This is a genomic window from Amycolatopsis sp. DSM 110486 (genome assembly GCF_019468465.1).
Classification (GTDB): domain Bacteria; phylum Actinomycetota; class Actinomycetes; order Mycobacteriales; family Pseudonocardiaceae; genus Amycolatopsis.
The window spans coordinates 8,205,755-8,231,731 of record NZ_CP080519.1; the positions used below are offsets into that span (position 1 = coordinate 8,205,755).

Consider the following 25,977-nt stretch of genomic DNA (forward strand, 5'->3'; position numbering starts at 1 on the left):
CCGATGACCTACCTCGAAACACCCGAAGTGGTGCTGTACTTCGAAGATCACCTCGCGAAGGGCGAGGCACCCGGCGACCCGCTCGTGCTGCTGCACGGCTGGGCGTGCGACTCGTCGGACTGGGCCGCGCTCATCGGGCGCTTCACCCCGCGGCACCGGGTCGTGACGGTCGATCTGCGTGGTTACGGCCGATCGAGCACCGGTGTGGACGGCTATTCGCCGGCGGTGCTGGCCCGAGACGTCGTCCGGGTGCTCGACGCGCTCGCGCTCGGACCGGCGGTCGTCGCGGGTCATTCGGCCGGTGCCGAGGTCGCCGCGACGATCGCGGTGACTTACCCGGAGCACGTGCGGGCGCTGGTGACCGTCGACCCGGCCTACGGTTTCGGGGCGGAGGCCGAGGACCGGCTCCGCGACGTCTCCCGCAGCCTGAGTGGTGCCGATCCCGTCCAGGTGGCCGTGGATTACTTCAAGGCGTTCGACGACAACCCGTCGACGCCCCGTGAGCTTGCCCGGCTGCACCGCGCGTCCGCGCAAAGGGCGCGTCCGGACGTGCTCCGGGAAATGTTCGACGAGTTCGCCTTCGGCGCGGACTCGTTCCACTTCCTCCCCGGCACCGGCGAGTTCCTGCGCCGGCGCCAGGCGCCGTTGCTCGCCATCTACCGCAACGAAACCCGTGGCGTGGTGGGGGAACAGTTCGCCGAGCGGGCCGATGACCAGGTCCTCACTTACTCGGGCGCCGGGCACTGGCTGCACCAGGAACAACCGGAGCGGTTCACCGCGGACGTCGAGCGATGGCTCGACGGCCTGGACCCCGACCACACCCCGACCACTGGAGCGCAGTCATGACGACGTCACCGCAGACTCTCGGCCTGTCCGCCGACGAGGTCCTCACCACCACCCGTTCGGTGCGTAAGCGCCTCGACCTCGATCGGCCGGTGCCGCGGGAGGTGATCGAGGAATGCGTGCGCGTGGCCGCGCAGGCACCGTCCGGGCGCAACCGGCAGCAGTGGGACTTCGTGTTCGTCGAGGAGCCGGACCGCAAACGGGCCGTCGCCGAGATATGGCTGCGCGGGCTGATGGCCGGGGACGGCTCCGGTTCGGCAGGCCCGCTGCCCACCCGGATGAGCTTCGCCTCGGCCGAGTGGCGGCGGATCGCCGAAAGCCTCGGGCACCTCGCCGAGCACCTGCACGAGGTGCCGGTGCTGCTGATCCCGTGCCTGCGAGTGGACGACCGGTCCTCGCTGGACACGATCCGCGGCCAGGCCGGCAATTGGGGCTCGGTGCTCCCGGCGTTTTGGAGCTTCATGCTCGCGGCCCGGGAACGCGGCCTCGGCACTGCGTGGACTACGGCGCACCTGACGTACGAGCGGGAGATGGCCGAACTGCTCGGCATTCCGTACGACACCGTCGTGCAGGCCGCGCTCACGCCGGTCGCCTACACGATCGGCACGAGCTTCAAACCGGGCTCCCGTGCCGACAGCGGCGACTTCCTGCACTGGGACCAGTGGTGAGCCTGCTCAGTCCGGCAACTTCGCGATCCAGTCCAGCACCAGCGTGGTGAACTCGTCGGCGCGTTCCTGGTGCAGCCAGTGCCCGGCACCCGGCCAGGCCACCGCTTGGCTGGCCGGGTGCGCGCACAGCGAGCGTTCCCAGTCGGCCAGTTCCGCGGAGCCGTGCACGGCCAGCACCGGGCAGCTGCGGGCGGCCAGGAACTCATCCGAGGCGGGTCGCACGCCGAACTGGCCGTCGCCGAAGTAGATGCGATGGAAAGCTTCCGCCAGGACCCGGGGCTCCATGCCCGTGATCCGCCGGCCGTGCCAGGACCGCAGCCACGGCTGGGCGGACGGCTCCAGCGCGGCGAACGCGGTCGCGGCGATCTCGTTGCCCTCGTAGGTGCCCAGTTGTTCCGACAGGTTCGCGAGCGCCGCGGCCGTCGCTTGGCTGGTCCCATACGCGGGATCGACCGCGACGACCGCGCGGACCAGATCGGGGCGGGCGACGGCCAGCGCGGAGACCACATTGCCGCCGAGCGAGTGTCCCACGGCGACAACCGGTCCTGTGCCGAGCTGGTCGAGCAGGCCGGCAAGGTCCGCGGCGAACTCCTGCGGGGTGTAGCCCCACGCGGGCGCCGACGAGCGACCGTGCCCGCGCAGGTCCGGTGCGAGCACGCGGTGGCCGGCCGTGAACGCGTCGAACTGGAACAGCCAGTCGTGCGAATCGCAGGCCAGGCCGTGGACCAGCAGCACCGGATCGCCGGTGCCCTGATCGGTGTAGAACAGCTCGGCCGGGCCGGTTTTCGTAGAGGGCATGGGAACTCCAACCACCTTCGCACGGAAATCGCGGACGCCGCACCGCCCGCCGCCCAACAGCATTGCTCCCGCACCGCGGGATCGGCAGCCGCACGTTCCACCGGGCGGAAGCCGCCCGGCGACCAATCGCCCTCAGCCGACGGTATACGGGCGTCGCCGCGACACAGGAAGAGGACCACGTGACGAAGCCCGACGACAACCGCCTGCTGATCCGCGAACTCGTGGAGAACTGGGCGCTCTGGCGCGACGCGGGCGACAGAGAACGCTTCGCGACCGTGTGGCACCCGGGGTGGGGGTGGATGAGCGCGACCTGGTTCAAGGGTCCGCCGTGAGTTCATCGAGGCCAGCCGCACGGGCTTCGAAAACGGCGTGAGCATCCTGATCTTCCTCGGCGGGCACACCAGCGACGGCGTGGGCAGCCGTGCGATCGCCCAGACGAAGATGACCATCTCCCAGCGCGCCGCCGTCGACGGTGTGCTCGTTGACGGCGTGTGCACCGGGCGCTTCTTACGACTCCTCGCAGTGCACCGGCAGCTGGGAAATCGTGCGCCGCCAGCCTCGTCGGCGAGGGAGGGGGAGGCCGATGGACCGGATTCGCGCGCCGTTTGTCGATGTAGTCGGGCCAGCGCAGCAGCCGCGGGGAGACCCACTCCGGCGAACCCCGGGTTGTCTCCGCGGTGCGACGCGTCCGCATCACAGGAGTCCGAAGTGGACGCTGCGATGTAAACCGGGCATTTCCTACGTCAGCTGGATGTACCTGCTCGAGCCGCTACTGTCGACGCTGCCCGGCGTTACGACCCGCGAGCTCCAGGCGCGATCACTGCCGGGTTCCGGGCTGCCCGAGGCTGGTGGTCCATGGCGCGGTGGCGAGCTGCCCGTAGGTGGCCAGGGTCTTTTCGGCTGCGGCGAAGGCCGCCTTCGCCGCAGCTGCGGGCGGCAGGGCGTCGAGGTCGTCCGAGAACACTTCGACTGAAAGGGGTGCGGTGACCCCGTGCCGGCGCAAGGCGTCGAGCAGCTCGGCGGTGCTTCCGGCGCCGTGGCCGGGGAGGAGCCGATGGTGCCGCGCTTCGGTGGTCAGGTCGGGGAGCGGCTCGGGCAGGACGTCGCAGAGCTGGATCGACGTGATCCGGTCGGCTGGGACCGCGGCCAGATCGGCCGCTTGGGCGTCGGAGCGGAACCAGTGCCAGAAGTCGATGACGACGCCGCCACCGGACCGGTCGGCGGCGGCCACGACGTCCCAGACTTGCGCGAGCGTGCGGGCACTGCTGTAGGGGAGGAACTCGAACCCCACGAGCACACCGTGATCCGCGGCGCGATCGCACAGCCGGCCGAAGGACTCGACGAGCTCGGTCCGGGTGTGCTCGGTGAACATCGGGACGTTGAGCTGGCGGAAGCCGAGGGTGTCGGCCAGGTGGAACATCGCCGCTTCCTCGGGCGCCGGCTCGCCGGCCGCCCAGTCCCAGGTGTGCTCCAGCTCGAGGATGCGCAGGCTGTGCTCGTCGAGCAGGTCGCGCACAGCTTCGTCGGCCAGCCCGCAGCTGCGGTAGTCGTCGAGCCGCAGGCCGATCGCGGTGAAGCCGGCCCCGGCCGCGGCGCGGATGCGGGTGGCGAGATCGGCGTGGCGGAGGGTGTTCGCGCTGCAGGCCAAGTCTGGCACGGGCTCTCCCAGATTGATGTCCATCGTGGACGGTGCGTCAGTAGGTGGCGCGGCCGCCGGAGAGGTCGAACGTGAATCCGTTGGTAAAGGTGCAGTCCGGGCCCACGACGAAGGCGACCATGGCCGCGATCTCGGCCACCGTGAGGAATCGGCCGAGAGGGATCTTCGCCTTGCTGGCCGCGATGTGCTCGGGGGTGAGCTGGCGGAAGAACTCCGTCTCGGTGATCGCCGGGGCGATGCAGTTCACGAGTACCCCGTTGTCGCCCAGCTCCCGGGCGAGGGACTTGGTGAACCCGATGACGCCCGCTTTGGCCGCGGCGTAGGCGCTGATGCCCGGGTTGCCTTCCTTGCCGACGATCGACGACACGGTGAGGATCCGGCCGCGGCGACGCGCCTTCATCCCGGGCAGCACTGCCCGGGTGCAGAGGAACACCCCGGTGAGGTCGACTTCCAGCACCTGTCGCCAGGCCTCTGGCGGGTAGTCCTCCACGGGGGTGACAGGTCCGTTGATGCCGGCGTTGTTGACGAGGATGTCCACCTCGCCCACGGCTGCCACGGTGGCGGCGTGCGCCCGGGCCACCGAGTCCGCGTCGGTCACATCGACCTGGAACGCCGTGCCCGCCTCGGAAACAACGAGTCCGCTGAGGTCACGGTCCCAGATCGCCACCGTGGCTCCCTCGGCGGCCAGCCGTTGCACGATACCCGCCCCGATTCCGCGGGCGCCCCCGGTCACCACGGCGGTGCGACCGGCCAAGGTTCGATCCATGACTGTGCTCTCCTGTCCTCGCCGAGACGGTTTCCGGCCATCGTCGGCGTGTGGCGGGCGGTGGCGGAAGGAGTGCCTTCCGCTGGGTGGTGTCTCCGGTGCGGCCGACGGCGGCCGCACCGGAGCCGGGTCTACGCAGCGGTTTCCAGCCCGGTGATGAGCGCGATGAGCCGCTCCGTCGAGGCCTCACTCCGGTCGAGCACGCCGGCCAGCCGCCCGCGCCGGAGCACCGCGATGCGGTCGGCGATCTCGAGCACGTGGGGCAGCTGGTGGCTGACCAGGATCGTCGCGATCCCCTTGGCCCGGACCTTGTCGATCAGCGCGAGCACCTCCCGCTGCTGCTCCACACCCAGCGCGGCGGTCGGCTCGTCGAGCAGCAGGGCCCGCTTGCACCAGGTGACCGCGCGGGCGATCGCGATCGCCTGGCGCTGCCCGCCCGACAGCTTCCGGCATTCGCTGCGCAGGTCCGGGATCCGGATGTGGATGTCGTCGAGGGCCGCTCTCGCCTCGCTCATCATCCGGCGCCGGTCCAGCCACCGGACCCACCGTCCGGGACCCTGCCGGGGGCTCAGTTCGCGTCCGAGGAACAGGTTGTCGGCCACGTCGAGGTCCAGGGCCAGCGCGAGGTCCTGGTACACGGTCGCGATCCCCGCCGCCGTCGCGTCGGCAGGTCGCCTCAGGTGCCGGACCTCCCCGTCGATCATGAGGTGGCCGGAGGTCGGGGTGATGTTGCCGGAGAGGATGCCGAGCAGGGTGCTCTTGCCCGCACCGTTGTCTCCGACGAGGGCGAGCACTTCGCCCGGGTAGAGCTCCAGACTGATTCCGGCCAGGGCCGTCAGGCCGCCGTAGATCTTGGTGAGGTTCTGCGCGACGAGGATCGGTTCGTGCGTTCCGGTCATGTCGATGCTCCCGCGGGGGTCAGTTGATCGCCGGTCCATAAAGGAGCTCCTTGACGTCGGGGTGGTCGATGGTCTCGAGATCGGCTCCGACCGCGTCGAGTGTCACCTCGGGTTTGACCGCGGCCTTGTCGCCCCGCAGGTACGCCGAGGCGAACCGGATGGCGGTTTCCCCGGTGGCCTTGGCGTTCTGGACCACGAGGTACTGCAGTGACTTGTCGCGCAGGTACTTCACTTCGGTGGGGGTTCCGTCGTACGCGACGATGGGGACCGATCCGGTTCGGCCGGCGGCGGTGAGCGCGGCTGCGGCGCCTTCCGCGTTGACCTCGGTGACCCCGTAGATCCCCTTCAAGTCCGGGTAGGCGACGAGCAGGGAACGGGCGGCGGCCTGGGAACCGGAGGGGTTCCCGCCGGCGTTGTTCACGGGGGCGATCCGAACGTTGGGCGCGGCTTCGCGCAGGCCCGCCTCGAAGCCCTCGACGCGCTGGTCGAGGCTCGTGTTGCCGGCCATGATGTTGATGATCGCGACGGTGCCGGTTCCGCCGGTGTACTGGGCCATCTGCCGGCCCGCGAGCCGACCGCCCTGCAATCCGTTGCCGTGGATCCGGCTGACCAGGCCGCTGGGGTCGGCGAGCGTGCCGTCGACCGTGATGACCGGGATCCCCGCGGAGAGGAATCGCTGGATCGGCGGGCGCATCGCGACCGGGTCCACCGGTGCGACGACCAGGAGGTCGGGTCGCTGGGTGAGGACCGCGTTGAGCACTCTCGTCTGATCTGTGGCAGAGAAGTTGGGAGATCCCTGGTGGACCAGGGTGATGCCGTCGCGGGCCGCGCCCGGCTCCATCGAGCGCTTGATGGTGTCGAAGTAGGGGTTCTGAGTGACGCCGGGGACGTAGACGACGGTGAACTTTTTCGTCGCCGAGTCACTGGTCGAAGTGCCGCCGCTGCACGCGGCGAGCGCGGCGGCGGTGACGGCGGAGAGAGTGAGCGCGAACGTTCTGCGCCAACGGGGCATGGGGGTCTCCTTGGTCCGGAAGGGGTGGGGTCACGCGGAGCGGGCGGCGCGGACCCGCTGCTGGTCGGCGAGCACGGCGCCGACGAGGATGGCGCCGACCACGATGAGCTGCCACGCGGAGTTCGCCTTGGCGATCACGAGCCCGGTCTCCAGCACGGCGATGATGGCGGCGCCGATCGCGGTGCCGGCGATGGAACCGCGTCCACCGGACAGGCTCGCCCCGCCGATCACGACGGCGGCGATCGCGGACAGTTCGTCGCTCTGCCCCGCGGTGATGGTCGCCACCCCGAGCTGTGCCATCGCGAGGTAGCCGGCCAGGCCCGCGACGAGTCCCGACAGCACGTAGGTGCGCACGAGCTGGGCCCGTACGTCGATGCCCGTCCGGACGGCTGCCTGGGCGTTGCTCCCGATGGCGTGTGCCCGGCGTCCGTACCGGGTCTTCGCCAGGAACACCCAGGCGACGACGGTCACGGCCACCGCTACCGCCACCGGGACGGCGAGCCACCCGTCGGCCAGGAGCAGGTTGCCGATCTCCGAGAGCCGAGGAGGGAGGTCGGAGATGTCCTGACCCCCGTTGAGCAGCAGGGTCGCGCCCTCGGCCACACCCAGCGCCCCGAGCGTCACGATGAACGGGGTGACTTTGAAGCGGGTGATCACCAGTCCGTTGACCAGCCCGAAGACAGCTCCGACGGTCAGGGAAACCACGAGCCCGGTGACCATGACCAGCCCGGCTCCGGAGCCGGTGCCGAGCAGGCTGCGCATCACGACGGCGGAGACCATGCCGGAGAACCCGAGCACGGCGCCGATCGAGAGGTCGATTCCGCCGGAGACGATCACGAACGTCTCCCCGACGGCGAGGAGGAGGATTTCGGTGCCGCTGACGGAGATCGCCTGCCAGCCCTGCTTGGTCAGGAAGTTGTCGGTCGTGGCGGCGAAGCCGACGATGATGAGCACGAGCACGCCGAGCGTCCACAGGCTGGCGTTGCGTTCGAGGAAGTCCGGCAGGGGCCGGGGTCTCCGAGAGGTGAGCTCCGGGATCGCGGTTGCCGGTTGCAGAGGATCGCGGTGGACCGGTGCCGCTGTCCGCTTCGGGGACGGGACGTTCATGCAAGCTCCTTGTCGGCGTTGACTCCAGGGGCGGTGTGGTGAGGGTCGCCCGTGGGTCAGGCAGGGCCGAGCGGGCGCTTCCACCCGGTGGAATTCGCGCGACGGCGGGAAAGTGACGCCGCCGGTACGGTCCGGCGACCAGTCGTTCTCGAAAGGAACACCCGGTGTCCGGTTCGGACTCACAGCGGAAGTCGTTGCCCACCATCGTCCTCGTGCCTGGGATGTGGCACGCCGCTTCGGCCTGGGACGCCGTGGTGAAGCTCTTGGAGGCCGACGGATTTCCGTGCGTGCCGGTGACGCTGCCCGGGCCAGGGCGGGCCGGGGGAGACGCCACCTTCCACGGGCACCGTGACCACCTCGAGCGGGTGCTCACCGGAGTGGCGGGTGACGTGGTTCTCGTCGGGCATTCCTACGGCGGTGCCGTGATCGGCGAGATCCGAGCGGTACCCGCGGTGCGCTCGATGATCTTCGTGGCGGCGTTCTGCCTTGAAGTGGGGGAATCGGTCGCCGCCGTGAACGACGCACAACCGGGTTCCGACGCGGGTGCCTCGGCCATCGTCCGGTCGGGGGACTATCTGTCCATGGCGCCCGAAACCGCGAAAGAGGCGTTCTACCACGACTGCCCGCCCGCCGTGGCGGAGCAGGCGGTCGCGAGCCTGACGCCGGAGTTCCACGACACTCGCACCACCCGGGCGACCCGAGCCGCTTGGCGGGAAGTGCCGTCGCACTACGTGGTGTGCACTCAGGATCGCGCGATCGTGCCGGACGTGCAGCGCACCTTGGCAGCACGGCTCGACTCGGTCCGGGAGATCGATTCCGGCCACTGCCCGATGCTGTCGCAACCGGGCCGGCTCGCCAGGATCATCGCGGATGTGGCGGTGCGGACGACCCGCCAGTGAAGCCAGGACTGGAGAAGTATCCGTCACCAAGCCGGTTTCCCGGCACGGAGGAGATCTGATGACGCGATTGCACGTCGAGGAGTACGGCGACGGTGAGCGCACGGCTGTGCTGATCCACGGCCTCTCGTCGAGCTCGGCCACCTGGCAGCGGCTCGTTCCCGAGCTGACCCGCGCGGGCTATCGGGTCCTCGCGCCGGATCTCGCGGGCCACGGGCGTAGCGCTCGCACCCGCTACAGCCGGGAGCGGTGGGCCGAAGACCTGCTCGAAACCTTGCCGGCCGAGCCCGAACTGGCGATCGGGCATTCACTGGGCGGTGTGCTGCTCGCCATGATCGCCGAGCGGCTCCGACCTGCCCGCGCGATCTACGCCGATCCGGCCTGGTACCCGTGGCAGGGCGTCGGCTACGGCGAGGCGCAGCCCGCGATCCGAACCGCCAAGGGGTGGTCGCACGCCGACGCGCGAGCCGCACATCCACAGTGGAGTGACGAGCTGGTGGCGGCCAGGGTGGCGGAACTCGGCACCTGGGACCCGGAGACGACTCACATGGACTACCTCGAGACCGCCTACGTCCCGGTGTTCCCGGTCGTGCCGTCGCTGATCGTGCGGGCCGGCACGAGCGACCTGATCGCTCCGGCTCTCGCCGACCACTTCCAAGACGTCGGGTTCACCGTCCGGACGGTGCCGAGCACCGGTCACTTCCTTCACCTGGACGACCACAAGGGATTCGTCGCGGCGCTCGACGGCTGGGTGTGACCCGTTCGACCATGCCCGCCGGGCATAGTCGCGGTGCTTCAGAGGCATTTTCGCGGCGCCCGCGGCGGGGGCAAGATCGAGGGCGTGGCTCCGTCGGTGCTCGGCTCCGGGGTCACGTCCCTTTGCGACAGTCAGGACGAAGATGGAATTGCACGTTCGCCGCTGGACGGGAGGTGCCAGGACCGCACTGCTCGTCCACGGGCTCTTCAGCGACAGTGCTTCGTGGCACCGGCTGGGCCCCAGTCTGGCCGAGCGCGGGTACACGGTGCTGGCGCCGGACCTGCGTGGTCACGGCCGGAGTCCGCGCGGCCGGTACTCGCCGACCGACTGGGCGCTCGACCTGATCGACACGGTCGGCCACACCCGGATCGATCTCGCAGTCGGGCACTCGCTGGGCGGTCTCGCGCTCGCGGTGGCGGCGCACGCCATCCGGCCGGGCAGTGCGGTGTACCTCGATCCGGCGTGGCGGATGTCGGCCGAGCAGGACAAACGGTCCCGGGTCGAGTGGAGTTCCTGGCTGGAGTGGACCGAACCGGCTCAGCTCCGCGCGCGCCTGGGTGAAAGCTGGCCCAGGGACGACCTGGCCCTGCGCTGGGACTCTATGTGGCGGACCGACCCCGCGGCCATCCCCGGGCTCGCCGCCGGTGCCGGCTACGACCACTCCCCGGAACCGGCGCCGTGGCCGGCGCTTGTCCTGGGTGCCGACGGCAGTGAGTACATCACCGAAGCGCATGCGCAGGAACTGCGGGCTCGCGGCGTGACGGTCGAGACGGTCGCCGGTTCGGGGCATTCCTGGTTCCGTGAGAACTTCGCGGGGTTTCTCCGTCGCCTGGATCGCTGGTTCGCACCAGCGGGCGCTCGCCGGCAGCGAGAAGGAGATTCTTGAAGCCGTGACGTGATCACGGTGCGGCTTTGTTCCCACCCCATAAGATGACCGGTCATATACCCCTTTCGGGTCACCCGCTCAGCGACGACGACACCCTCGTTCAGAAGATCCGCCTGATCATCGAGGTCCGGTCGTGGGCCGAGGCGCTGGGGGAGTACCACCACATCAGGCCGGGCCAGGTTCCATGGCCCACCAGCAAAACAAGGAGAAATTCATGACGAACCGTCCCTTCCGCTTCGGCGTCAGCCTCCTGGCCACCGGCTCACGCTCGACGTGGCAGGCCAGGGCCCGGCAGGCCGAAGATCTCGGCTACGACACCTTGCAGGTCCCCGACCACCTCGGTATGCCGGCGCCGTTCCCCGCGCTGGTTTCCGTGGCCGAGGCGACCTCACTGACCGTGGGCACGTACGTGCTGAATGCCGGATTTTATCGTCCGGCTCTGCTCGCCCGTGACGTCGCCGACACGGCTCTCCTCACGGACGGCCGGCTGGAGGTGGGCCTCGGTACCGGCGCTATCGCGGCGGAGTTCGAGGCCGCCGGGGTGCCGTTCCCCAGCGGGGGAGCGCGGGTCGAGGGCCTGGCCCGCACTGTCGCCGAAATGAAGCAGGCCCTCGCGGCCGTCGGTGTCCCGGTCCCGCCCTTGCTGCTGGCCGGCGACGGCGACCGCATGCTGCGGCTCGCGGCGCGGGAAGCCGACATCGTGGGGCTGTCGCTCCTGTCCGCGACCCGGCCCGGTGCGGACCCGGCGAAGGTGCTGGACGACCGCGTCTCGTTCGTCCGGATGGCAGCGGGTGGTCGACTCTCCGCCTTGCAGCTCAATCTTTTCGTCTCAACCGTGTCGGTTTCCGGGGAGGTCGACCTGTCCTTCGCCCGCGCGGCGGCCCCCGACCTTCCTGAGGAACACCTGCTGTCCCTGCCGGGCGTGCTGGTCGGCTCCGCCCGCACGATCGCAGACCGGCTGCTGGACTACCGCGAGACCCATGGCATCACCTACCTCAGCGTGCTCGAGCCGGCCATGCAGGAGTTCGGAAAGGTCATCGAACTCCTCCGCTGAGGCCGGCTGTCCACAGTGGCCGGAAAGATCGCCGAAGGGAGCCATCCTCGGTGACCTGGTCCCCGGTCGAACTGCGCTGCGAGCCCGGAAAGGTCGAAGCCGCCGCGCGGCCCGCGCATCGTCCAGGGCGTCTGAGCCGATGAACATCCGGAAAGGACGATCGTGAAGGCGTTCGTGTTCGAGGGCATCGGGGAACGGGCCGAAATGCTCCGGGGACCTTCCGGATCCACGGCCGTGGCGCGGTGAGGTGATCATGTGGATCCTCGCCGCTCCGGTGCACACCTCGGACCTGCATCTCGTGCGCGGCCGGTACGGGCGCCGCCCCGCGTTGCCTGCATCGACGACGACACCGCGGCCCAGGCGATCGTCAACCTGGTGGCGGCTGGGATGCTGACCATGTCTGAACACCGTCCGCGCTCTGGCGACGTCCTGACCCAGACCGCGGCCGGTTCAGCCGTGGGCGGGCTCGTGCTGCAGCTCACCGTGCCGAGGGATTCCGCACGGTGAACCTGGTTCGCCGCCGCGACCAGATCGCTGAGCTGTGGCGCTGGGTGCTGACGTCGTCTTGTCCACTTCGGACGACTATCGGGTCGCTCGGCTCGTGCAGGCGACCGAGGGGGGACCGCGTAAGGCAATCGACAGCGTTGCCGCGCACGTGGGAGCGACCCTGGTGCGGGCACTCGCACCACGGGGGCCGGCTCGTCGTCTTCGGAGCCCTGTCCTCGCACCGCCAGTCAGCCCCGGCCGTCTACGAGCTTCCGGTCGTCAGCCCAGACCTTGATCTCGCTGAGGTGCTGCGGGCTGCCGATGGCGTTACCCGCCATAGAAAGCCCTTGCTCGACCTCAGCGTGAAATTGATCGCTCTACCGCCGAATCCAACCGGACAGGAGAACTCATGAATACCGACGCCCGCGCTGTAGCGACGCAAATCTACCGGATCTTCGACATCGGCGACGTCGCCGCTCTCGACGACGTCCTGGCACCCGAGCTGGTGGACCACAATCCGATTCCCGGCACCTCCTCGGGGGTCGAAGGTATGCGGCTGCTCGTCGCCGCCGTCCGCGATGCTTTCACCGCCACTCGACACGAGGTGCTGCACCTCACCGAGGCCGGCGAAGGCTGGATCGTCGGACACTGGCGCATGACCGGCATCCACACCGGCCAGTGGCTCGGCACGCCCGCCACCGGCCGCCCGGTGAGTTTCACCGGGACCGACCTGATGCGGGTCGTCGACGGCAAGGTCGTCGAGCTGCGACACGTCGAGGAGCTCTTCCAGCTCCACCAGCAGATCACCGCATGACAACCTCACCGAGACTTTCCCCTTTTCGCGCAGCAGGATCGTGCTTTGCTGGGAATCCAGGTCGCGGGGCCGGAGGGCCAAGGCGCCGCCTCGCCGGCAGGCGCCTTCCTCGCGCAGGCGACAGATCAGAGCGTCGAGCTCGGGGTCGTCGCCGGTGCTGGCTACGACCTCGTTGAGCTCGGCAAGCTAGCTGTTGGTGAGGGCGCGGCGCGTGGAGGCGTTGTGGCGCGGTTTGGTGACGCGTCGGGCGGGGTTGTGGTGTTGCTCGAGGCGGCCGTCGTTTTCGAGGTGCTGGTAGAGGCAGCGCACGGCGGCGACGATGTTCTCGGCGGCGTTGCGTCCACCGCGGGGGTTGCGGCGGACCAGGGCGGTGCGGCGGACGGTCTCGGAGATGGCTTTGATCTCGGTCGCGGTGATGGTGTCCATCCGGCGATCGCCCCACTGCGCTTCGGCTTTGTTCCAGTAGGAGCCGTAGGAGGCTGCCGTGCTGGGGGAGACGAGCGAGGCCACGACGGGGATCCATTCGCTGATCGTGGGGATCGGTCGCTGGTTCTCCTTTGTGTCGGGCGCGGGCTCGGTGGTGATCAGGTCAGTGGGGTCGACGCCGAGACGGGCCAGAAGCAGCCGTGCTGCTTCGAGTTCTTGGGGCGCGGGCGCGTTCATGCGGGCTCCTCGGTGACGGCGAGGGAGGTGTGGGAGGTGCGCAGCATTGCCTGCACGACCGGCTCGGGGTGGACGATGAGCGCGTCGTGGCTGGGGTCGGCGACCAGAAGCAGCCGACTGCCGGCGCGGGCGCCGCAGCGTCTGCGGACGGGCCTGGGCAGGACGACGTAGGGCTTGCGGGGCATCACGAACACCCGGTCCGCTCGGCGGTGGATCACGACCGAGGTCTGGACGAGGGTGATCAGCAGCCTGTCGCCGGGCGCCAGCCGAGGGCCTCGACGGCGCCGCGATCCTGCAGCCGCCCTCCGGTGTCCATGACGGCCATCGACACGCGCGGGCCGCCGCTCGAGTCGCGAGACGTCAGCAGGGCTAGCCCGAGCGGGACGGGCATCGAAGGGGAGGTGCGGCCGCTGCGGGAACGGGGGACCGGGCGGGCAGGGACAACTAGCTGAGCGGCCCGGTCATGCGCCACCTCCCCTCGGGGAAGGCGCGTCCATGATCAGCGTAGCTGAGCTGCGGTGATCGTCGACGTGAGAAAGACCCGCCGTAGCGGGTCCCTTACTCTGTGGTGTGGGAGATCTCCCATGAATCTGTGTCCGAGGACGATCTTGCTCACTATCTACACGCTTGCAACTACCCGGTTGACCTGCAGGTTCTCAGTAGTTGGACCCGAAGCCACCCGCGCCCCATGGGGCAATTGAGTGTCCGAAACACTTCACCAGCAACACCGACCGAGCCGCTGCTCTTGCCCCTGGCTCGAGTACTACAACACTCAACGCCGCCACAGCGCACTCGACGGCCACCCACCCACCAGCCGACTGCCACCAACCTGATGGCCAAATACACCTAGGACGTGTCCTGTAAGTGGTGACCTCGGTGTCTGGTAACTATGCGCGGTGGTTGGTCGCGGTGAGTTGACGGACAAGGCGTGGTCGGTGATCGAGCCACTGCTGCCTCCGCGGCAAAAGCGGTGGCCGGCGGTGGCGTGATCACCGCCAAGTCATCAACGCGATCCTGTGGAAACTGCGCACCGGCACCCCGTGGTGTGACCTGCCCGAACGGTATGGACCGTGGAAGACCGCGCATGAACGGCTGCGGCTGTGGACCAAGGACGGCACCTGGGACAAGATCCTCGACCGGGTGATCGTCAAAGACGACGCCGTCGGCGACCTCGAGTGGATCATCTCGGTTGACTCGAGCGTGGTCCGGGCGCAGCAGCATGCTGCGGGCGCCCGGAAAAAAGGGGATGCAGCGACGACACCGAAACCCCCGCCCTCGACGGAGAAGGACTTGGCCGGTCCCGAGGCGGACTGAGCACCAAGATTCACCTCGCCGTCGACGGGCGCGGTCTGCCGATCCGGTTCCTGCTCACCCCAGGCCAAGCTGGAGGCAACACGCAGCTGCTGCCGCTGCTGGACGGCATCAGCGTCGCCCGCCCCGGACCAGGCCGGCCCCGCTGCCGGCCGGAGACGGTGATCGCGGACAAGGCGTATTCGCATCCCTCGACCCGGCAGGCGATGCGAGACCGGCAGATCGCCTTCGTCAGCCCGCAGCGCGATGACCAGATCGCCCGCCGTGTCGCCAAAGACTCCCGCGGCGAGCGACCACCGACCTTCGACGCCGAGGTCTACAAGCAGCGCAACGTGGTCGAACGCTGCTTCAACCGACGCACACAATTCCGCGACCTGGCCACCCGCTACGCCAAACGCGCCGCCTACCACCACGCCGAACTCAATATCGCCGCCATCGTGCTCTGGCTCCGATAACTTACAGCACACCGCCTAGGTACCTGGGCCAGAAGTCCGAACCTGGAGAGGGTGGCGTGATTCTCCAGATGAAGGGATTCGTCCTGTACAACTCACTTAGTCGGTCGTCGCGCCAGCTCTCGTAGGCGAAGTCCTCGTCAACCGGGAAGCGATCCTCGGGGGTGTCGAGGTCGAGGTAGTGCTCCCTCCCAACGTCGACGAGATCAAGCTCGTCACCTTCGAGCTCCAGGCTGCGGACGGAGCAGCTGAACGAGTCCGCGTAGGACATGGGAACCCGTTTCCCGGTCGCGGCGTCGGTAGCGACACCCCAGTCGCTCTCGGTCGCCCCGTGTAACCCTCCACTGCCCTCGCAGGCGCGGCAGCCGACGGCCATGTCGTCGTCGGAGTAGATAAGTGTAGTCGCGCCAAACGCGGCGACCATGCCGCCCCGTTCCGACGACGGCAGTTGACCGATGACATCTCAATCCTCTTTGGTCATGACCTCGTCCTTACTTCCACCCGAATTCCATAGTTCTCGAACAGCTCAGACGCGAGCTCGGGACCACAGTACTTCGGAAAATGATTCCAGTACCACGCCGTGCCATCGTCAATACTACTTCTGTCAATACGGGGATTTTGGTCAAAATCCAGGCATTGCGCGAATAGTGCATCGATTCGAGCAACGTCGCCGGCGATATCGATCACTTCCCGAAACGCGATCATTTGTCGATGTTTGAGCAATCCAGACAGAACACTTCGAACCCCGAGTCGCCCATAGTACTCGTCCAGCGATCCACCAAATGAGGCCTCGCATTCGCTGGCAAATCCATCCCACTTATCCACCAGGGTTCGAGGCGTGTCTCTCACCTTCGATGCCGGCGAAAGTCCGAATTCTTGTAGACGAAGCGTGAAACTCTCATCGAAATCCATTTTGCTCTCACTTTCAATCCGCGACATCACTCGAGATCACCCGGCATCCCGTCGAAAGATCGAATTCCACCATCCAGATGATAGTAATTTAGAATCCCCGCGTTACGCCTAGGGCATGTCTGACAAAGCCTTGGTCCAGGTGATCACGGCATGGAGGACTACTGCGGAGCGGTAGACGATGGCCAACTTGTCGAAGCGGGTGGCCAGGCCGCGCCATTGTTTGAGCAGGTTGAAGCCGCGTTCGACGACGTTGCGGCCTTGGTAGTCGACCGGGTCGAACGCTGGTGGGCGGCCGCCTCGTGAACCCCGCCGTGCGCGGTGCCCGACCTGATCGGCAGGTTCGGGGATCACGGCGGTGATGCCGCGGGTGCGCAAGTGCCCGCGGATCGCTCGCGAGGAGTAGGCCTTGTCGCCCCGGACCCGGTCGGGACGGGTGCGCGCCCGGCCACGCCCCATTCGAGCGACGCGCAGATGTCGCATCAGGTGCGGAAACATCGGCGCGTCCCCGGCTTGGCCGGGCCCGACCAGAGCTACCAGCGGCCGCCCGTTGCCGTCGACGAGGTGGTGAACTTTGGTGCTCCAGCCTCCGCGGGAGCGGCCGATCGCGTGATCAGGCGGCTCGGCGAGCAGATCCGTGTAATTCGACCCAGCCCCCCGTGACACGCCTGACGTTGGTGGCGTGCTGATGCGCCCGCGCGATCGTGGAATCCACCGACACCGCCCAGTCGATCTGCCCGGCCGCGTCCGCGGCGGTGAGCAGCCGCTGCAGCACCATGTCCCACGTGCCGTCCCCCGCCATCCGGCGATGCCAGGTCCAGATCGTCTGCCACGAACCAAACACCTCGGGCACGTCCCGCCACGCGATCCCACACCGATATCGGTAGACGATCCCCTCCACCATCGCCCGCGCATCCGAAAACGGACGACCCCGCTTACCGGTCCGCGCCGGCAACAAGTCTTTGATCAACGCCCACTGCTCGTCTGACAGCAACTGAAACCGCGACACGACCGACAGCATCCCAGCTGCCACAGACGATGTTTGTCAGACACGCCCTAGTCGTGGGGTCAGTATACGTGATGGCGAATTCACCACTCTCGGGGTCATAGTAATACGTCTTTCCAGTGGTGGAATTTACCCTGCGGAGCACATCTCTGCGGCCTCCGTCACATTGACACGTTAGATCGATTGCACCGTCTTCGTACTCACGTATTGATTCACTGCCAAATTCTTTGCCATGGGCCGCATACTTTTGCGCAAGCCTGCCCGGGCTACTCCACGGCTCGCAGTTATGAACGAGTACTGGCATACTGCCCGCGAGTACGTAGTAGGTGTGGGTCGTGTCGATGGTGAGGTTGTACGTGCGGAAGCTGCTGGTGTAGCGGTACAGAGTTTGGATGGCGGCGTGGCCGTCGGCCTGTTCGTCTGCGGAAATGACCGCGCGCCTTCTGCGACCCGCACGCACTCGGGCAGCGCGGCAGCAAAGAGAACACCAGATGGTGCAACAAGCGGAACGCCAACTCATGGCCAAGATCATTCGCAACGATCGGTAGAAGCCGCCCCGGGTCCAGCGGCCGCTTCTGCCACTCGACTATGCTCTCGACCACCTCGTCGGTGATGGCGGAGATAGTCTGGCGCGAGACTTCGGCGCCATTGACCTCGGCCAGGTGCGCGCAGATCTCGCCGGTCGTGAGGCCCTTCGCGGCCAGGGAGATCACCGCGCCGCCCACACGTTTCTGCCGCTTGGCCGCGAATCTCGGGCTCGAAGCTGGCATCCCGGCCGCGCGACACACCGGTCTGCACCCGAGACGACGTCGGTGGGCACCGGTCTTGGATCGGTGTCGTTGGGGCGAGTTACTGGTCCCGCGGCCGGTGGGGTCGTGCTTGTCATTGCCGACATGGGCGGTGATCTCGCCGTCCAACACGGACTCCAGCTGCCGTTCGGTCAGCTGCTGCAGCACGCCGCCCTCACCGGTCAGCGTCAGCCAGCCGGCTTTCGCGCGGCTCATCAGCTGTTACACCGGACGTTTTACAGTCTCCTACCTGGGCGGCAGGCTGCGCTCGGGCTGGTCCGGCCCGAGAGTCGCCGTCGCTTCGAGGCTCTCTTGAATGAGAAGCACGCGAAGCGAGCCCTTGTTGAGTTGCCGCCATCGGTGTTTGACGTGGCCGCCGTAGAAGAGGCTCTCGCCGGCACCCAGCTTGAAGGTGCCGTGGCCCTCGACCTCCATCTCGCACCGCCCCGAGGCGACGTAGATCATCTCGCGGGCGGCGTGTGTGTAGTACTCCTCGAACTCACTGGGCCCTGAGCGGTACTCGACCGGCAGGAAGGGCCAGGCTCCGCGGACGAGGAAGCGAGCCATGCCGGTGCTGTGCTCGACCTCCAGGGCTGAGCGTCGTTGGACTCCGCCGAAGTCTTCCGCGCTGCCCAACGCGACCAGCGCGTGTGCCGTAGTGCCGAGCACGTCCGCGATCAGCGTCAGCGTGCGCATGCTCGGGCGCGACAGGCCCCGCTCGATCTTGCTCAGAAACGGATGCGAGAGCCCGGTGGCTCCCTCGACATCCTTCAGGGTCAGCCCGAGCGACTGCCGACGCTCCCGGATCCCGGCGCCCAGGGCGCCGAGCATCCGGTCACTGCGTCCCTGATCCATCTGCTCCTGCTCTCCTCCATGCGAACCCGTCGTCCTGATCATATCGGCGGACGCTCACCGGCTCGCCGTCGCCCATGCAACCAATGTTCCCCACGGGAACAGTTCACCAACGCGAAACACGAGCATACGAAGCCGGTAATAACTGCTGGCCACTGTTCCTCGCAGGAACATTCCGCCCCCGGGCCAGGATCCCCGCGACAGCGTGCGCTGCGCGCAACTCCGCCGGCCCCCTAGCTCAACCGGACAGGAGCTTCCAGACATGAGGCTGCTTGACGTTCCCGTCATCGACATGCACCCGTTCCTCACCGGCGATGCCGAGGCGCGCGCAAAGGTCGCGAGGGAGGTCGACCGCGCGTGCCGTGACATCGGCTTCCTCGTGATCAACGGACACGGCGTCGACCCTGCGCTCATCGAGCGCACCAGGGAGATCTCACGCCAGTTCTTCGACCTCCGCGCGGAGCGGAAGCTGAGCGTGGCCAAGCCGCAGCCCGGCGTCCTGCGCGGCTACCTGGGCGTGGCGGGTGAGTCCATCGGCCGCTCTCGTGACCTCAACGCCAAAGCCGGCGATTTGAACGAAAGCATGCAGATCGGGCCGATCGACGTCCCGCCAGACGACTACGCGTTCGCGCCGGCGGCGGGCCAGCACTTCGCCCGCAACCTCTGGCCTGACGAGCCGGTGGAGTTCCAGAAGATCTGGACCGAGTACTACGAGGCGATGTCGGAGCTGGCGGATGAGCTGATGCGGGCCTTCGCGCTGGCCCTGGGCGAGGAAGAGTCGTACTTCGAGGACAAGCTCGACCGCCACATCAGCAGGCTCCGCGTCCGCAACTACCCCGCGACCGACAACCCGGCAGAGCCCGGCCAGATCCGGGCCGGCGCCCACACCGACTGGGGCAGCCTGACGATCCTGGCCACCGAGGACGCCCCCGGCGGACTCCAGGTCCGCAACGCCGAAGGGGAGTGGCGCGATGTCCCCATTCTCCCGGGCTGCTTCATCGTCAACATCGGCGACCTCATGGCCCGTTGGACCAACGACGAGTGGGTGTCCACCCTCCACCGCGTCGTCAACCCCCCGGCTGAGCAGGCGTCGACGAGCCGGCGGCAGTCGCTGATCTTCTTCCACAACCCCAACTACGACGCAGTGATCGAGTGCATCCCCAGCTGCCTGCCCGAGGGCGCGACGCCCAAGTACCCGACCACCACGTCCGGCGAGCACCTCTTGGAGATGTTCGTTCGCTCCCAGAACGACTACTGAGCACCAGACATCCGAGCCACGTATCCGGCCAGCCAGCCAGAAAGTGAGTGAGCACGATGACGCTTCTTGACGTTCCCCTGATCGATCTCAGCGGATTCCGCGATGGAGACGAGGCCACCCGCCGGCGCATCGCCGACGAGGTCGGGCGGGCCTGCCGGGACATCGGTTTCCTGGTCATCAAGGGGCACGGCGTGGCCCCGGAGAAGATCAAGACCGCCTACGAGACGAGCCTGGAGTTCTTCGCACAGGACGTGTCCGCCAAGGCCGCGGCCGGCCGGCCCGACCCCTCGCACATCCGCGGCTACATCGGGCTCGGTGTGGAGTCGCTGGCGCAGCTCGACAACATGGCCGCTCCGCCGGACATCAAGGAGCTCTTCGACGTCGGGCCGTCCGATGTGCCTGCCGACGCTTACCACGAGGCCGGTGGTGCGGCGTTCGCTCCGAACGTGTGGCCGGAGACGCCGAGCGCGATGAAGCCGGTCCTGACCGACATGTTCGACACCATGACGGGTACCGCTCAGCTGCTCAGCCAGGTCTTTGCGATGGCGCTAGACCTCGAGCCCGACTACTTCCTCCCGAAGATCGACAAGCACACCAGCATCATGCGCGTGAACTACTACCCCTCTCAGGAGGAGCAGCCACTGCCGGGACAGATGCGGGTGGGCCAGCACACCGACTACACCGCGTTCACGGTCCTGTGGCAGGAAGCGGTCGACTCCGGAGGCCTGCAGGTGCTCAACAAGGCCGGTGAGTGGGTCGATGTTCCGGTCATCCCGGACTCCTTGGTGGTCAACATCGGCGACTCCCTCGCGCGGTGGACCAACGACACCTGGGTCTCCACCATGCACCGCGTCGTCAACCCCGAGCGCACCGTCGTTCCCACCAACAGGCGCATCTCGATCGTCATGTTCTTCCAGCCCAACTACGACGCGGTCATCGAGTGCATCCCCACCTGCCAGGGCCCGGACCGGCCGGCGAAGTACGCCCCGATCAAGAACGGCGAGTACCTCGCTGCCAAGTTCGCTCAGCAGCAGATCGACGAGGAGGAGATCGCGTGACCACCACCACGAGCGCCGGCGTCCTGAACTGGGTCAACGTCTTCGCCAAGAATCTTGAGGACCTGCCCAGGTTCTACGCCGAGCTGTTCGGCCTGAGTGAGGTCGAGCAGATGCGCAACAACGTCTTCCGCGGCTTCTCCACCGGCGCGAGCGGCCTGGGGTTCCTCTCCCCGGAGGTTTACGACCTGCTTCACCTGGAACCCCTGCGCGAGACCCAAGGCGCCGGCTTCCTGCTCAACTTCGAGACCGGCTCTCACGACGAGGTCCACCTGCTGATCGACTCCGCCGTCGCCGCGGGCGCCACCCTGGTCAAGGAGCCCTACGAGACCTCCTACGGCTGGTACCAGGCCGTGCTGACCGATCCGGAGGGCAACGTGTTCCGGATCAACCACATCTTCGGGAGCGTGACGTGACCGGTCGCATGACCGGTGCGGTCGCCATCGTCACCGGGACCGCACACCCCAACGGTATCGGCGCGGCCACGGCCCGCCGGCTCGCCGAGGAGGGTGCCAAGGTGCTGATGACCGACCTGCTCGGTGAGGTCGGGAAGCAGACCGCGGCCGAACTCACCGGCCGCGGCCTCGAAGTCAGCTTCGTGATCCACGACGTCACCTCCGAGGCCGCGTGGCAGGAGACTCTGCAGACATGCCGGTCGACTTACGGCGAGCCGACCGTGCTCTTCAACAACGCGGGCGTCTTCAACGGCACGCCGATCACGGAGGAGGACATGCCGGGCTGGAGCCGCACCATCGCCGCGAACCTGACCAGTGTGTTCCTCGGAATGCGCACCGTCATCCCGGCGATGATCGCCAACGGCGGTGGCTCGATCGTCAACACCTCCTCGATCTGGGGGCTCGTCGGCGCCGAAGGTGGCGCGGCCTACCACGCCAGCAAGGGCGGCGTCACGGTACTGACCAAGCATGCCGCGATGGCACACGTCCGCGACGACATCCGCGTGAACTCGGTCCACCCCGGAGGAATCGACACCGTAATCATGGAGCAGTCCGGAAAGGACAACGCCGACCAGGTGGCCGCCCGTACGCCGATGGGTCGACTGGGCAAGCCCGAAGAGATCGCGGAGGCGGTCCTCTTCCTGTCCTCCCCGGGAGCTTCCTACGTCACGGGCACCGCGTTCGCCGTCGATGGCGGATACACCGCCCTGTGAACCACCGATAGCGCTCGCGCCGGCCGCCGCCCTTGGCACCGATGAGCGGCGCGAGCCCCGCACACAAAGCCTCGGCCCGACGAGGGCCGGCGCGCACCTCTGAGCGCCATCACACCGTCGAGACGCGACTCCTCAGCGAGCGAAAGGTCCATCAGCCATGCCCATAATCACTGGATCGAAAAGCCGGCCGACGACTCGACCTCGTTGCCGCCCGATCGCTGCGGCGATCATCGGATCGCTCTCCGCCTTCAGCCTCGTGGCCTGCGGGGCGTCGAGCTCCGCAGGGTCTTCGGACTCCGGTGCGAACGGTGGCTCCTCGAGTGGTGCGGTGGCCTTCTTCACCGATGGCCTCGGCAACTCCTACCTCCAGTCGGCGACGAACGCCGCCAAGGCGCTGGCCGCGAAGGACGGCGTCAAGATGGACGTCTTCAGCGCCGACTTCGACTCCGGCAAGCAACTGACTCAGATCCAGGACGCCGTCTCCAGCGGCAAGTACAAGGCCTTGGTTGTCGAGGCCATCGACGGGCAGTCGGTGTGCAGAGCGCTGACCGACGCCGCCCAGCACCTGATCGTCTCCATCTACAACACACCGATCTGCGGCCACGTGCAGGATCTGTACTCGCCCGGCACCATCGGATTCTTCGGACGCCTGGAATCCGAGACAGGTCGGCTCTTCGCCGGTTATCTGCACAAGGCGCTCCCCAACGGCGGCAAGGTCGCCTATCTTCCGGGGCCGGCCAGCAGCTCGATCGTCCAGCTGACCACCCAGAGCTTCCTCGACGAGCTCAAGAAGTATCCGAACCTCGACCTGGTCGCCACCGTCCCAGGCAACTGGGACGGAGCCACCGGCCTCGCGGCCACCCAGGACATCATGCAGGCCCACCCCGACATCAACGGGATCGTCTTCGGCGACGACAACACCGCCACACCCTCGATGAAGTGGCTCATCGACACCGGAAAGCTGGGCGACATCAAGGTCGTCTCGCTCGCCGGAGCCGCCAACGTGGTCGACATGGTCAAGGCCGGGCAGGTCTACGCCGACATCGCCGGCCTACCCGTGGAAGAAGCCACCCGCGCACTCCAAGCCGCCATCCAGACCATGCGAGGTCAGAAGATCGACGTTCCCGGCTTCGATCTCACGACGAAGGTCTACAACGTCCTCAAGGACCCGATGTTCCACGGTGGAGACCCGGTCATCACCAAGGCCAACGCCGCCGGCTTCAAGTCGACCTGGAGCGTGGGATGAGCATCGCCCGTCCCGATCTGGGCGCCGTCCCGGGCGTGAAGCACGCCCGGGACGGGAGCGAACGCGCGCCGGAGTGCAGGGTGCTCGCTGCGGTGGACCTGCACAAGGCCTACCCGGGCATCAAGGCTGTCGACGGCGTGACGCTCACGCTTCGCGCCGGGACGGTGCACGGTCTCGTCGGGGCCAACGGTGCGGGGAAGTCGACGCTGCTCAAGATGCTCACCGGCGTGGTCAAACCCGATGCCGGCTCGCTCGTCCTCGACGAACACCAGGTGCACCTGCACGGTCCTCACCACGCCAGGAAGCTCGGCATCGCCGCTGTGCACCAAGAGCCCAGCCTCGTCCCCGGTCTGGACCCGGTGGCCAACGTCTTCCTGGGCCGGCAGATGCACGTCCTGGGCATCCGCAGACGGCGCATGATGGTGTCCGCCTTCAATCAGGTGTGCACCGACCTGGGGCTGGACGTGCCCACCACCGGCGCCAGCTTGGGCTTGCCGGTCGCCGTGCAGCAGCAGATCGAGATCATCCGTGCGCTCCAGCAAGAGTCCCGCGTCCTGGTCCTGGATGAGCCCACCGCCGCGCTGGGCGCCGAGGAGCGCCTCAAGCTCCACGCCATCATCAGACTGCTTCGCTCCCGGGGAACCGCGGTCCTGCTCATCAGCCACCACCTCGAGGAGGTGCTCGAGCTCGGCGACGAGATCACCGTCCTGCGGGCCGGCGCAGTCGTGGCCCACGGTAGGGCATCGACCTTCACCACGGACTCCTTGACCACAGCCATGGTGGGCCGCGCCGTCAACGCTGTGACTCGCAACCGCTCACACCCACCGGACAGCACCAAACCCGCTCCGGCATTGGAGGTGCGTGACATCGTGACACCAGGCCGGCTGCGCATCGACCACCTCTGCATCCGCCCCGGCGAGATCGTGGGCCTGGTCGGGCTGGTGGGCTCTGGACGTACTCGTCTGCTGCGAACCATCGCAGGACTGGAGCCTGTCCTCGGCGGGGAGATGCGCGTGGACGGGCGCGCCACGGCCTGGCCCAGCACGCCACGCCAGGCACTCACCCAAGGGATAGCTCTCGCACCCGAAGACCGGCGCACGCAGGGCTTGATCCTGCGTCAACTGTCCTGGACCAACATAACCGTCAGCACCATCACGCGGCCCGCGCGGTGCGGCCTCGTCAGACGTAAGCGCGCCTACGCCGCAGCCGCCGACTGTGGTGCCGCAGTCAGCCTCCCTGCCCACCGTCTCAAAGCGGCGGCCGGCACCCTCTCCGGCGGGAACCAGCAGAAGGTCGTCCTGGCGAAGCTTCTCCACGCCCGCCCGCGCGTCCTCATGGTCGATGAGCCCATGCGCGGCATCGACGTCGGCGCCAAAGACGAGATCTTCCGCGTCGTCGAAGCCGCCGCCGCCGAGGGCACCGCGGTCCTGATCGCCTCGGAGGAGACCGAAGACCTCCTCGGCTTCTGCGACCGCGTCCTGGTCATGCGACACGGCCGGGTCGTCGCGACCTCCTCCGGAGCCGAAGGCCGCGAGCAAGCGTACGCAGCCATGCTGCTCGAACCCACTCCCATCGCCGTAGAGGAGGGAGCCCCATGAACTCCCTGAACACCATCCGCTTCGCCGGCCGCCGCTACGGCATCGTCCTCGCCCTCATCGTGATGGTCGTGATCGCCAGCCGGCAAAGCAGCTTCCTGACCGCCGGCAACCTGGTCAACATCAGCGACCAGTGGACCCCCATCGCCGTCATGGCGCTCGGCATGACCTTCTGCCTCATCAGCGGCGGCTTCGACCTTTCCGTCGGAGCCACCTACGCGCTCGCAGCGACCGTCAGCTCCGCGCTCGCCCTCCACCACCCCCCACTCCTCGCCATCGTCATTACCCTCGCGATCGCCGGGGTCATCGGTCTGGCCAACGGCCTCATGGTCACCAAGCTCGCCATCAACCCCCTGATCGCCACCCTCGGCAGCTCACAGATCGTCGGTGGCGCTGCCCTGCTGTACTCCGGCGGAGCGACCTACTCCGTCCACGACGGCCTCCTCGCCGACCTCGGCTCCGGCCGCATCGGCGGCTCGTTCCCGGTCAGCGCCATCGTCCTGGCCGGTTTCACCCTGGTGGCAACGATCGTTCTCGCCTTCAGCACCTACGGCCAAGACCTCTACGCCACCGGAGGCAACAACACAGCCAGCTACATCTCCGGGATCCGGACCGATCGCACCCGCACGCTGACCTACGTCATCACCGGCTTGACCGCAGGAGTAGCCGGCGTTCTCTACGTCGGCCGGGTCGGCTCGGGACAGGCCAACATCGGCACCGGCATCGAGTTGCAGGTCATCGCCGCCGCGCTCATCGGCGGCGTCTCGCTCATCGGCGGGCAGGGCCGAGTCTGGCAAGCCCTTACCGGCGTGGCGATCCTGGCCGTGCTCCAGAACTTCTTCAACCAGGCAAGCATCAACGCCTACTGGCAATCCATCGTCCAGGGCTGCGTCATCGTCGCTGCGGTCGGCTTCGACGCCTTCAGCCGCGGCGAGTCTCTCACCGGTCTCAGGCACCAGTTCGCCCGAATCCGCTACAACCACCGCGCGGGGTCGCTCCCCGAACCCGCCGAGACACCCTGAGGGCCCGCG

The 25,977-nt window shown here is 67.8% G+C and carries 31 protein-coding genes and 1 pseudogene; 16 read left to right on the forward strand and 16 right to left on the reverse strand.

Annotation, left to right across the window (positions count from 1 at the left end):
* Positions 1-3 precede the first annotated feature (3 nt).
* Positions 4-846 (forward strand): alpha/beta fold hydrolase, encoded by an 843-nt coding sequence (locus K1T34_RS39745; RefSeq protein WP_220239853.1) that lies wholly within the window; start codon positions 4-6, stop codon positions 844-846.
* Complete coding sequence (locus tag K1T34_RS39750; protein ID WP_255637894.1) at positions 843-1,511, forward strand: nitroreductase family protein; 669 nt, start codon at positions 843-845, stop codon at positions 1,509-1,511. Before K1T34_RS39745 ends, K1T34_RS39750 begins: the two co-directional genes overlap by 4 nt.
* Positions 1,512-1,517: 6 nt before the next feature.
* On the opposite strand, the gene K1T34_RS39755 is transcribed toward K1T34_RS39750, so the two are convergent.
* Complete coding sequence (locus tag K1T34_RS39755) at positions 1,518-2,309, reverse strand: alpha/beta fold hydrolase (RefSeq protein WP_220239854.1); 792 nt, start codon at positions 2,307-2,309, stop codon at positions 1,518-1,520.
* Between the two features lie 179 nt (positions 2,310-2,488).
* On the opposite strand from K1T34_RS39755, the gene K1T34_RS39760 reads away from it, so the two are divergent.
* The gene (locus K1T34_RS39760) at positions 2,489-2,641 is read left to right on the forward strand and encodes a hypothetical protein (RefSeq protein WP_220239855.1); all 153 of its coding nucleotides are present in this window, start codon (positions 2,489-2,491) and stop codon (positions 2,639-2,641) included.
* A gap of 485 nt (positions 2,642-3,126) precedes the next feature.
* On the opposite strand, the gene K1T34_RS39765 is transcribed toward K1T34_RS39760, so the two are convergent.
* The 5 genes from K1T34_RS39765 to K1T34_RS39785 form a co-directional block, all read right to left on the reverse strand.
* On the reverse strand, positions 3,127-3,966 hold the full coding sequence (locus tag K1T34_RS39765; protein ID WP_220239856.1) for a sugar phosphate isomerase/epimerase: 840 nt from the start codon (positions 3,964-3,966) through the stop codon (positions 3,127-3,129).
* Positions 3,967-4,003: 37 nt separating this feature from the next.
* Complete coding sequence (locus K1T34_RS39770; RefSeq protein WP_220239857.1) at positions 4,004-4,732, reverse strand: SDR family NAD(P)-dependent oxidoreductase; 729 nt, start codon at positions 4,730-4,732, stop codon at positions 4,004-4,006.
* A gap of 131 nt (positions 4,733-4,863) precedes the next feature.
* A complete protein-coding gene (locus K1T34_RS39775; protein ID WP_220239858.1) occupies positions 4,864-5,631 on the reverse strand; it encodes an ATP-binding cassette domain-containing protein in 768 nt (255 codons plus the stop codon).
* A 19-nt stretch (positions 5,632-5,650) separates the two neighbouring features.
* Positions 5,651-6,643 (reverse strand): substrate-binding domain-containing protein, encoded by a 993-nt coding sequence (locus K1T34_RS39780; protein WP_220239859.1) that lies wholly within the window; start codon positions 6,641-6,643, stop codon positions 5,651-5,653.
* A gap of 30 nt (positions 6,644-6,673) precedes the next feature.
* A complete protein-coding gene (locus tag K1T34_RS39785) occupies positions 6,674-7,750 on the reverse strand; it encodes an ABC transporter permease (RefSeq protein ID WP_220239860.1) in 1,077 nt (358 codons plus the stop codon).
* A gap of 164 nt (positions 7,751-7,914) precedes the next feature.
* Between K1T34_RS39785 and K1T34_RS39790 the strand changes: the two genes are divergently transcribed.
* From K1T34_RS39790 to K1T34_RS39810, 5 genes are all read left to right on the forward strand, one after another.
* Positions 7,915-8,649 (forward strand): alpha/beta fold hydrolase, encoded by a 735-nt coding sequence (locus K1T34_RS39790; protein ID WP_220239861.1) that lies wholly within the window; start codon positions 7,915-7,917, stop codon positions 8,647-8,649.
* Positions 8,650-8,707: 58 nt separating this feature from the next.
* Positions 8,708-9,403 carry an alpha/beta fold hydrolase gene (locus K1T34_RS39795; protein WP_220239862.1) on the forward strand — a complete coding sequence of 232 codons (696 nt, stop codon included), beginning with the start codon at positions 8,708-8,710 and terminating at the stop codon, positions 9,401-9,403.
* Between the two features lie 142 nt (positions 9,404-9,545).
* On the forward strand, positions 9,546-10,289 hold the full coding sequence (locus tag K1T34_RS39800) for an alpha/beta fold hydrolase (RefSeq protein WP_220239863.1): 744 nt from the start codon (positions 9,546-9,548) through the stop codon (positions 10,287-10,289).
* Between the two features lie 214 nt (positions 10,290-10,503).
* Entirely contained in the window at positions 10,504-11,343 is an 840-nt protein-coding gene (locus K1T34_RS39805; RefSeq protein ID WP_220239864.1) for a TIGR03621 family F420-dependent LLM class oxidoreductase, read from the forward strand.
* 895 nt (positions 11,344-12,238) lie between these two features.
* Positions 12,239-12,643, forward strand: a complete 405-nt coding sequence (locus K1T34_RS39810; RefSeq protein WP_220239865.1) for an ester cyclase — start codon at positions 12,239-12,241, stop codon at positions 12,641-12,643.
* A gap of 186 nt (positions 12,644-12,829) precedes the next feature.
* Here the strand turns inward: K1T34_RS39810 and K1T34_RS39815 are convergent, their stop codons facing one another.
* Genes K1T34_RS39815 through K1T34_RS53815 form a run of 3 tightly spaced genes read right to left on the reverse strand, consistent with a single transcriptional unit; the run spans position 12,830 to position 13,697 of the window.
* A complete protein-coding gene (locus K1T34_RS39815; protein ID WP_220239866.1) occupies positions 12,830-13,306 on the reverse strand; it encodes a hypothetical protein in 477 nt (158 codons plus the stop codon).
* Positions 13,303-13,524 carry a hypothetical protein gene (locus K1T34_RS39820; protein ID WP_255637896.1) on the reverse strand — a complete coding sequence of 74 codons (222 nt, stop codon included), beginning with the start codon at positions 13,522-13,524 and terminating at the stop codon, positions 13,303-13,305. The genes K1T34_RS39815 and K1T34_RS39820 overlap by 4 nt, the downstream gene beginning before the upstream one ends.
* Before the next feature lie 23 nt (positions 13,525-13,547).
* Entirely contained in the window at positions 13,548-13,697 is a 150-nt protein-coding gene (locus K1T34_RS53815) for a hypothetical protein (protein WP_255637897.1), read from the reverse strand.
* 505 nt (positions 13,698-14,202) lie between these two features.
* Here K1T34_RS53815 and K1T34_RS39825 point away from each other — a divergent pair.
* A pseudogene (locus K1T34_RS39825) lies at positions 14,203-15,072 on the forward strand (IS5 family transposase).
* A gap of 1 nt (position 15,073) precedes the next feature.
* Here the strand turns inward: K1T34_RS39825 and K1T34_RS39830 are convergent.
* From K1T34_RS39830 to K1T34_RS39850, 7 genes are all read right to left on the reverse strand, one after another.
* Positions 15,074-15,493 carry a hypothetical protein gene (locus K1T34_RS39830; protein ID WP_220239867.1) on the reverse strand — a complete coding sequence of 140 codons (420 nt, stop codon included), beginning with the start codon at positions 15,491-15,493 and terminating at the stop codon, positions 15,074-15,076.
* A 53-nt stretch (positions 15,494-15,546) separates the two neighbouring features.
* Complete coding sequence (locus K1T34_RS39835) at positions 15,547-15,981, reverse strand: hypothetical protein (protein WP_220239868.1); 435 nt, start codon at positions 15,979-15,981, stop codon at positions 15,547-15,549.
* A 108-nt stretch (positions 15,982-16,089) separates the two neighbouring features.
* On the reverse strand, positions 16,090-16,644 hold the full coding sequence (locus K1T34_RS53820) for an IS5 family transposase (protein WP_255637898.1): 555 nt from the start codon (positions 16,642-16,644) through the stop codon (positions 16,090-16,092).
* Positions 16,592-16,999, reverse strand: a complete 408-nt coding sequence (locus tag K1T34_RS53825) for a transposase (protein WP_255637899.1) — start codon at positions 16,997-16,999, stop codon at positions 16,592-16,594. The genes K1T34_RS53820 and K1T34_RS53825 overlap by 53 nt, the downstream gene beginning before the upstream one ends.
* Positions 16,914-17,378 (reverse strand): hypothetical protein, encoded by a 465-nt coding sequence (locus tag K1T34_RS54805; RefSeq protein WP_370643853.1) that lies wholly within the window; start codon positions 17,376-17,378, stop codon positions 16,914-16,916. The genes K1T34_RS53825 and K1T34_RS54805 overlap by 86 nt, the downstream gene beginning before the upstream one ends.
* Positions 17,269-17,988, reverse strand: coding sequence for a transposase (locus K1T34_RS39845; protein WP_220239869.1), 720 nt, complete (start codon positions 17,986-17,988; stop codon positions 17,269-17,271). Before K1T34_RS39845 ends, K1T34_RS54805 begins: the two co-directional genes overlap by 110 nt.
* Positions 17,989-18,018: 30 nt before the next feature.
* Positions 18,019-18,627 carry a helix-turn-helix domain-containing protein gene (locus tag K1T34_RS39850; protein ID WP_220239870.1) on the reverse strand — a complete coding sequence of 203 codons (609 nt, stop codon included), beginning with the start codon at positions 18,625-18,627 and terminating at the stop codon, positions 18,019-18,021.
* A 259-nt stretch (positions 18,628-18,886) separates the two neighbouring features.
* Between K1T34_RS39850 and K1T34_RS39855 the strand changes: the two genes are divergently transcribed.
* The 7 genes from K1T34_RS39855 (at position 18,887) to K1T34_RS39885 (ending at position 25,968) form a co-directional block, all read left to right on the forward strand.
* Entirely contained in the window at positions 18,887-19,882 is a 996-nt protein-coding gene (locus K1T34_RS39855) for an isopenicillin N synthase family oxygenase (protein ID WP_220239871.1), read from the forward strand.
* Between the two features lie 56 nt (positions 19,883-19,938).
* Positions 19,939-20,940 (forward strand): isopenicillin N synthase family oxygenase, encoded by a 1,002-nt coding sequence (locus K1T34_RS39860; protein ID WP_220239872.1) that lies wholly within the window; start codon positions 19,939-19,941, stop codon positions 20,938-20,940.
* Positions 20,937-21,353 (forward strand): VOC family protein, encoded by a 417-nt coding sequence (locus tag K1T34_RS39865; protein ID WP_220239873.1) that lies wholly within the window; start codon positions 20,937-20,939, stop codon positions 21,351-21,353. Before K1T34_RS39860 ends, K1T34_RS39865 begins: the two co-directional genes overlap by 4 nt.
* Positions 21,350-22,105 carry an SDR family NAD(P)-dependent oxidoreductase gene (locus tag K1T34_RS39870; protein ID WP_220239874.1) on the forward strand — a complete coding sequence of 252 codons (756 nt, stop codon included), beginning with the start codon at positions 21,350-21,352 and terminating at the stop codon, positions 22,103-22,105. Before K1T34_RS39865 ends, K1T34_RS39870 begins: the two co-directional genes overlap by 4 nt.
* A gap of 328 nt (positions 22,106-22,433) precedes the next feature.
* Positions 22,434-23,351, forward strand: a complete 918-nt coding sequence (locus K1T34_RS39875; RefSeq protein ID WP_220239875.1) for a sugar ABC transporter substrate-binding protein — start codon at positions 22,434-22,436, stop codon at positions 23,349-23,351.
* On the forward strand, positions 23,348-24,949 hold the full coding sequence (locus K1T34_RS39880; RefSeq protein WP_220239876.1) for a sugar ABC transporter ATP-binding protein: 1,602 nt from the start codon (positions 23,348-23,350) through the stop codon (positions 24,947-24,949). The genes K1T34_RS39875 and K1T34_RS39880 overlap by 4 nt, the downstream gene beginning before the upstream one ends.
* Positions 24,946-25,968, forward strand: a complete 1,023-nt coding sequence (locus K1T34_RS39885; protein ID WP_220239877.1) for an ABC transporter permease — start codon at positions 24,946-24,948, stop codon at positions 25,966-25,968. The genes K1T34_RS39880 and K1T34_RS39885 overlap by 4 nt, the downstream gene beginning before the upstream one ends.
* The last annotated feature ends 9 nt before the right edge of the window (positions 25,969-25,977 follow it).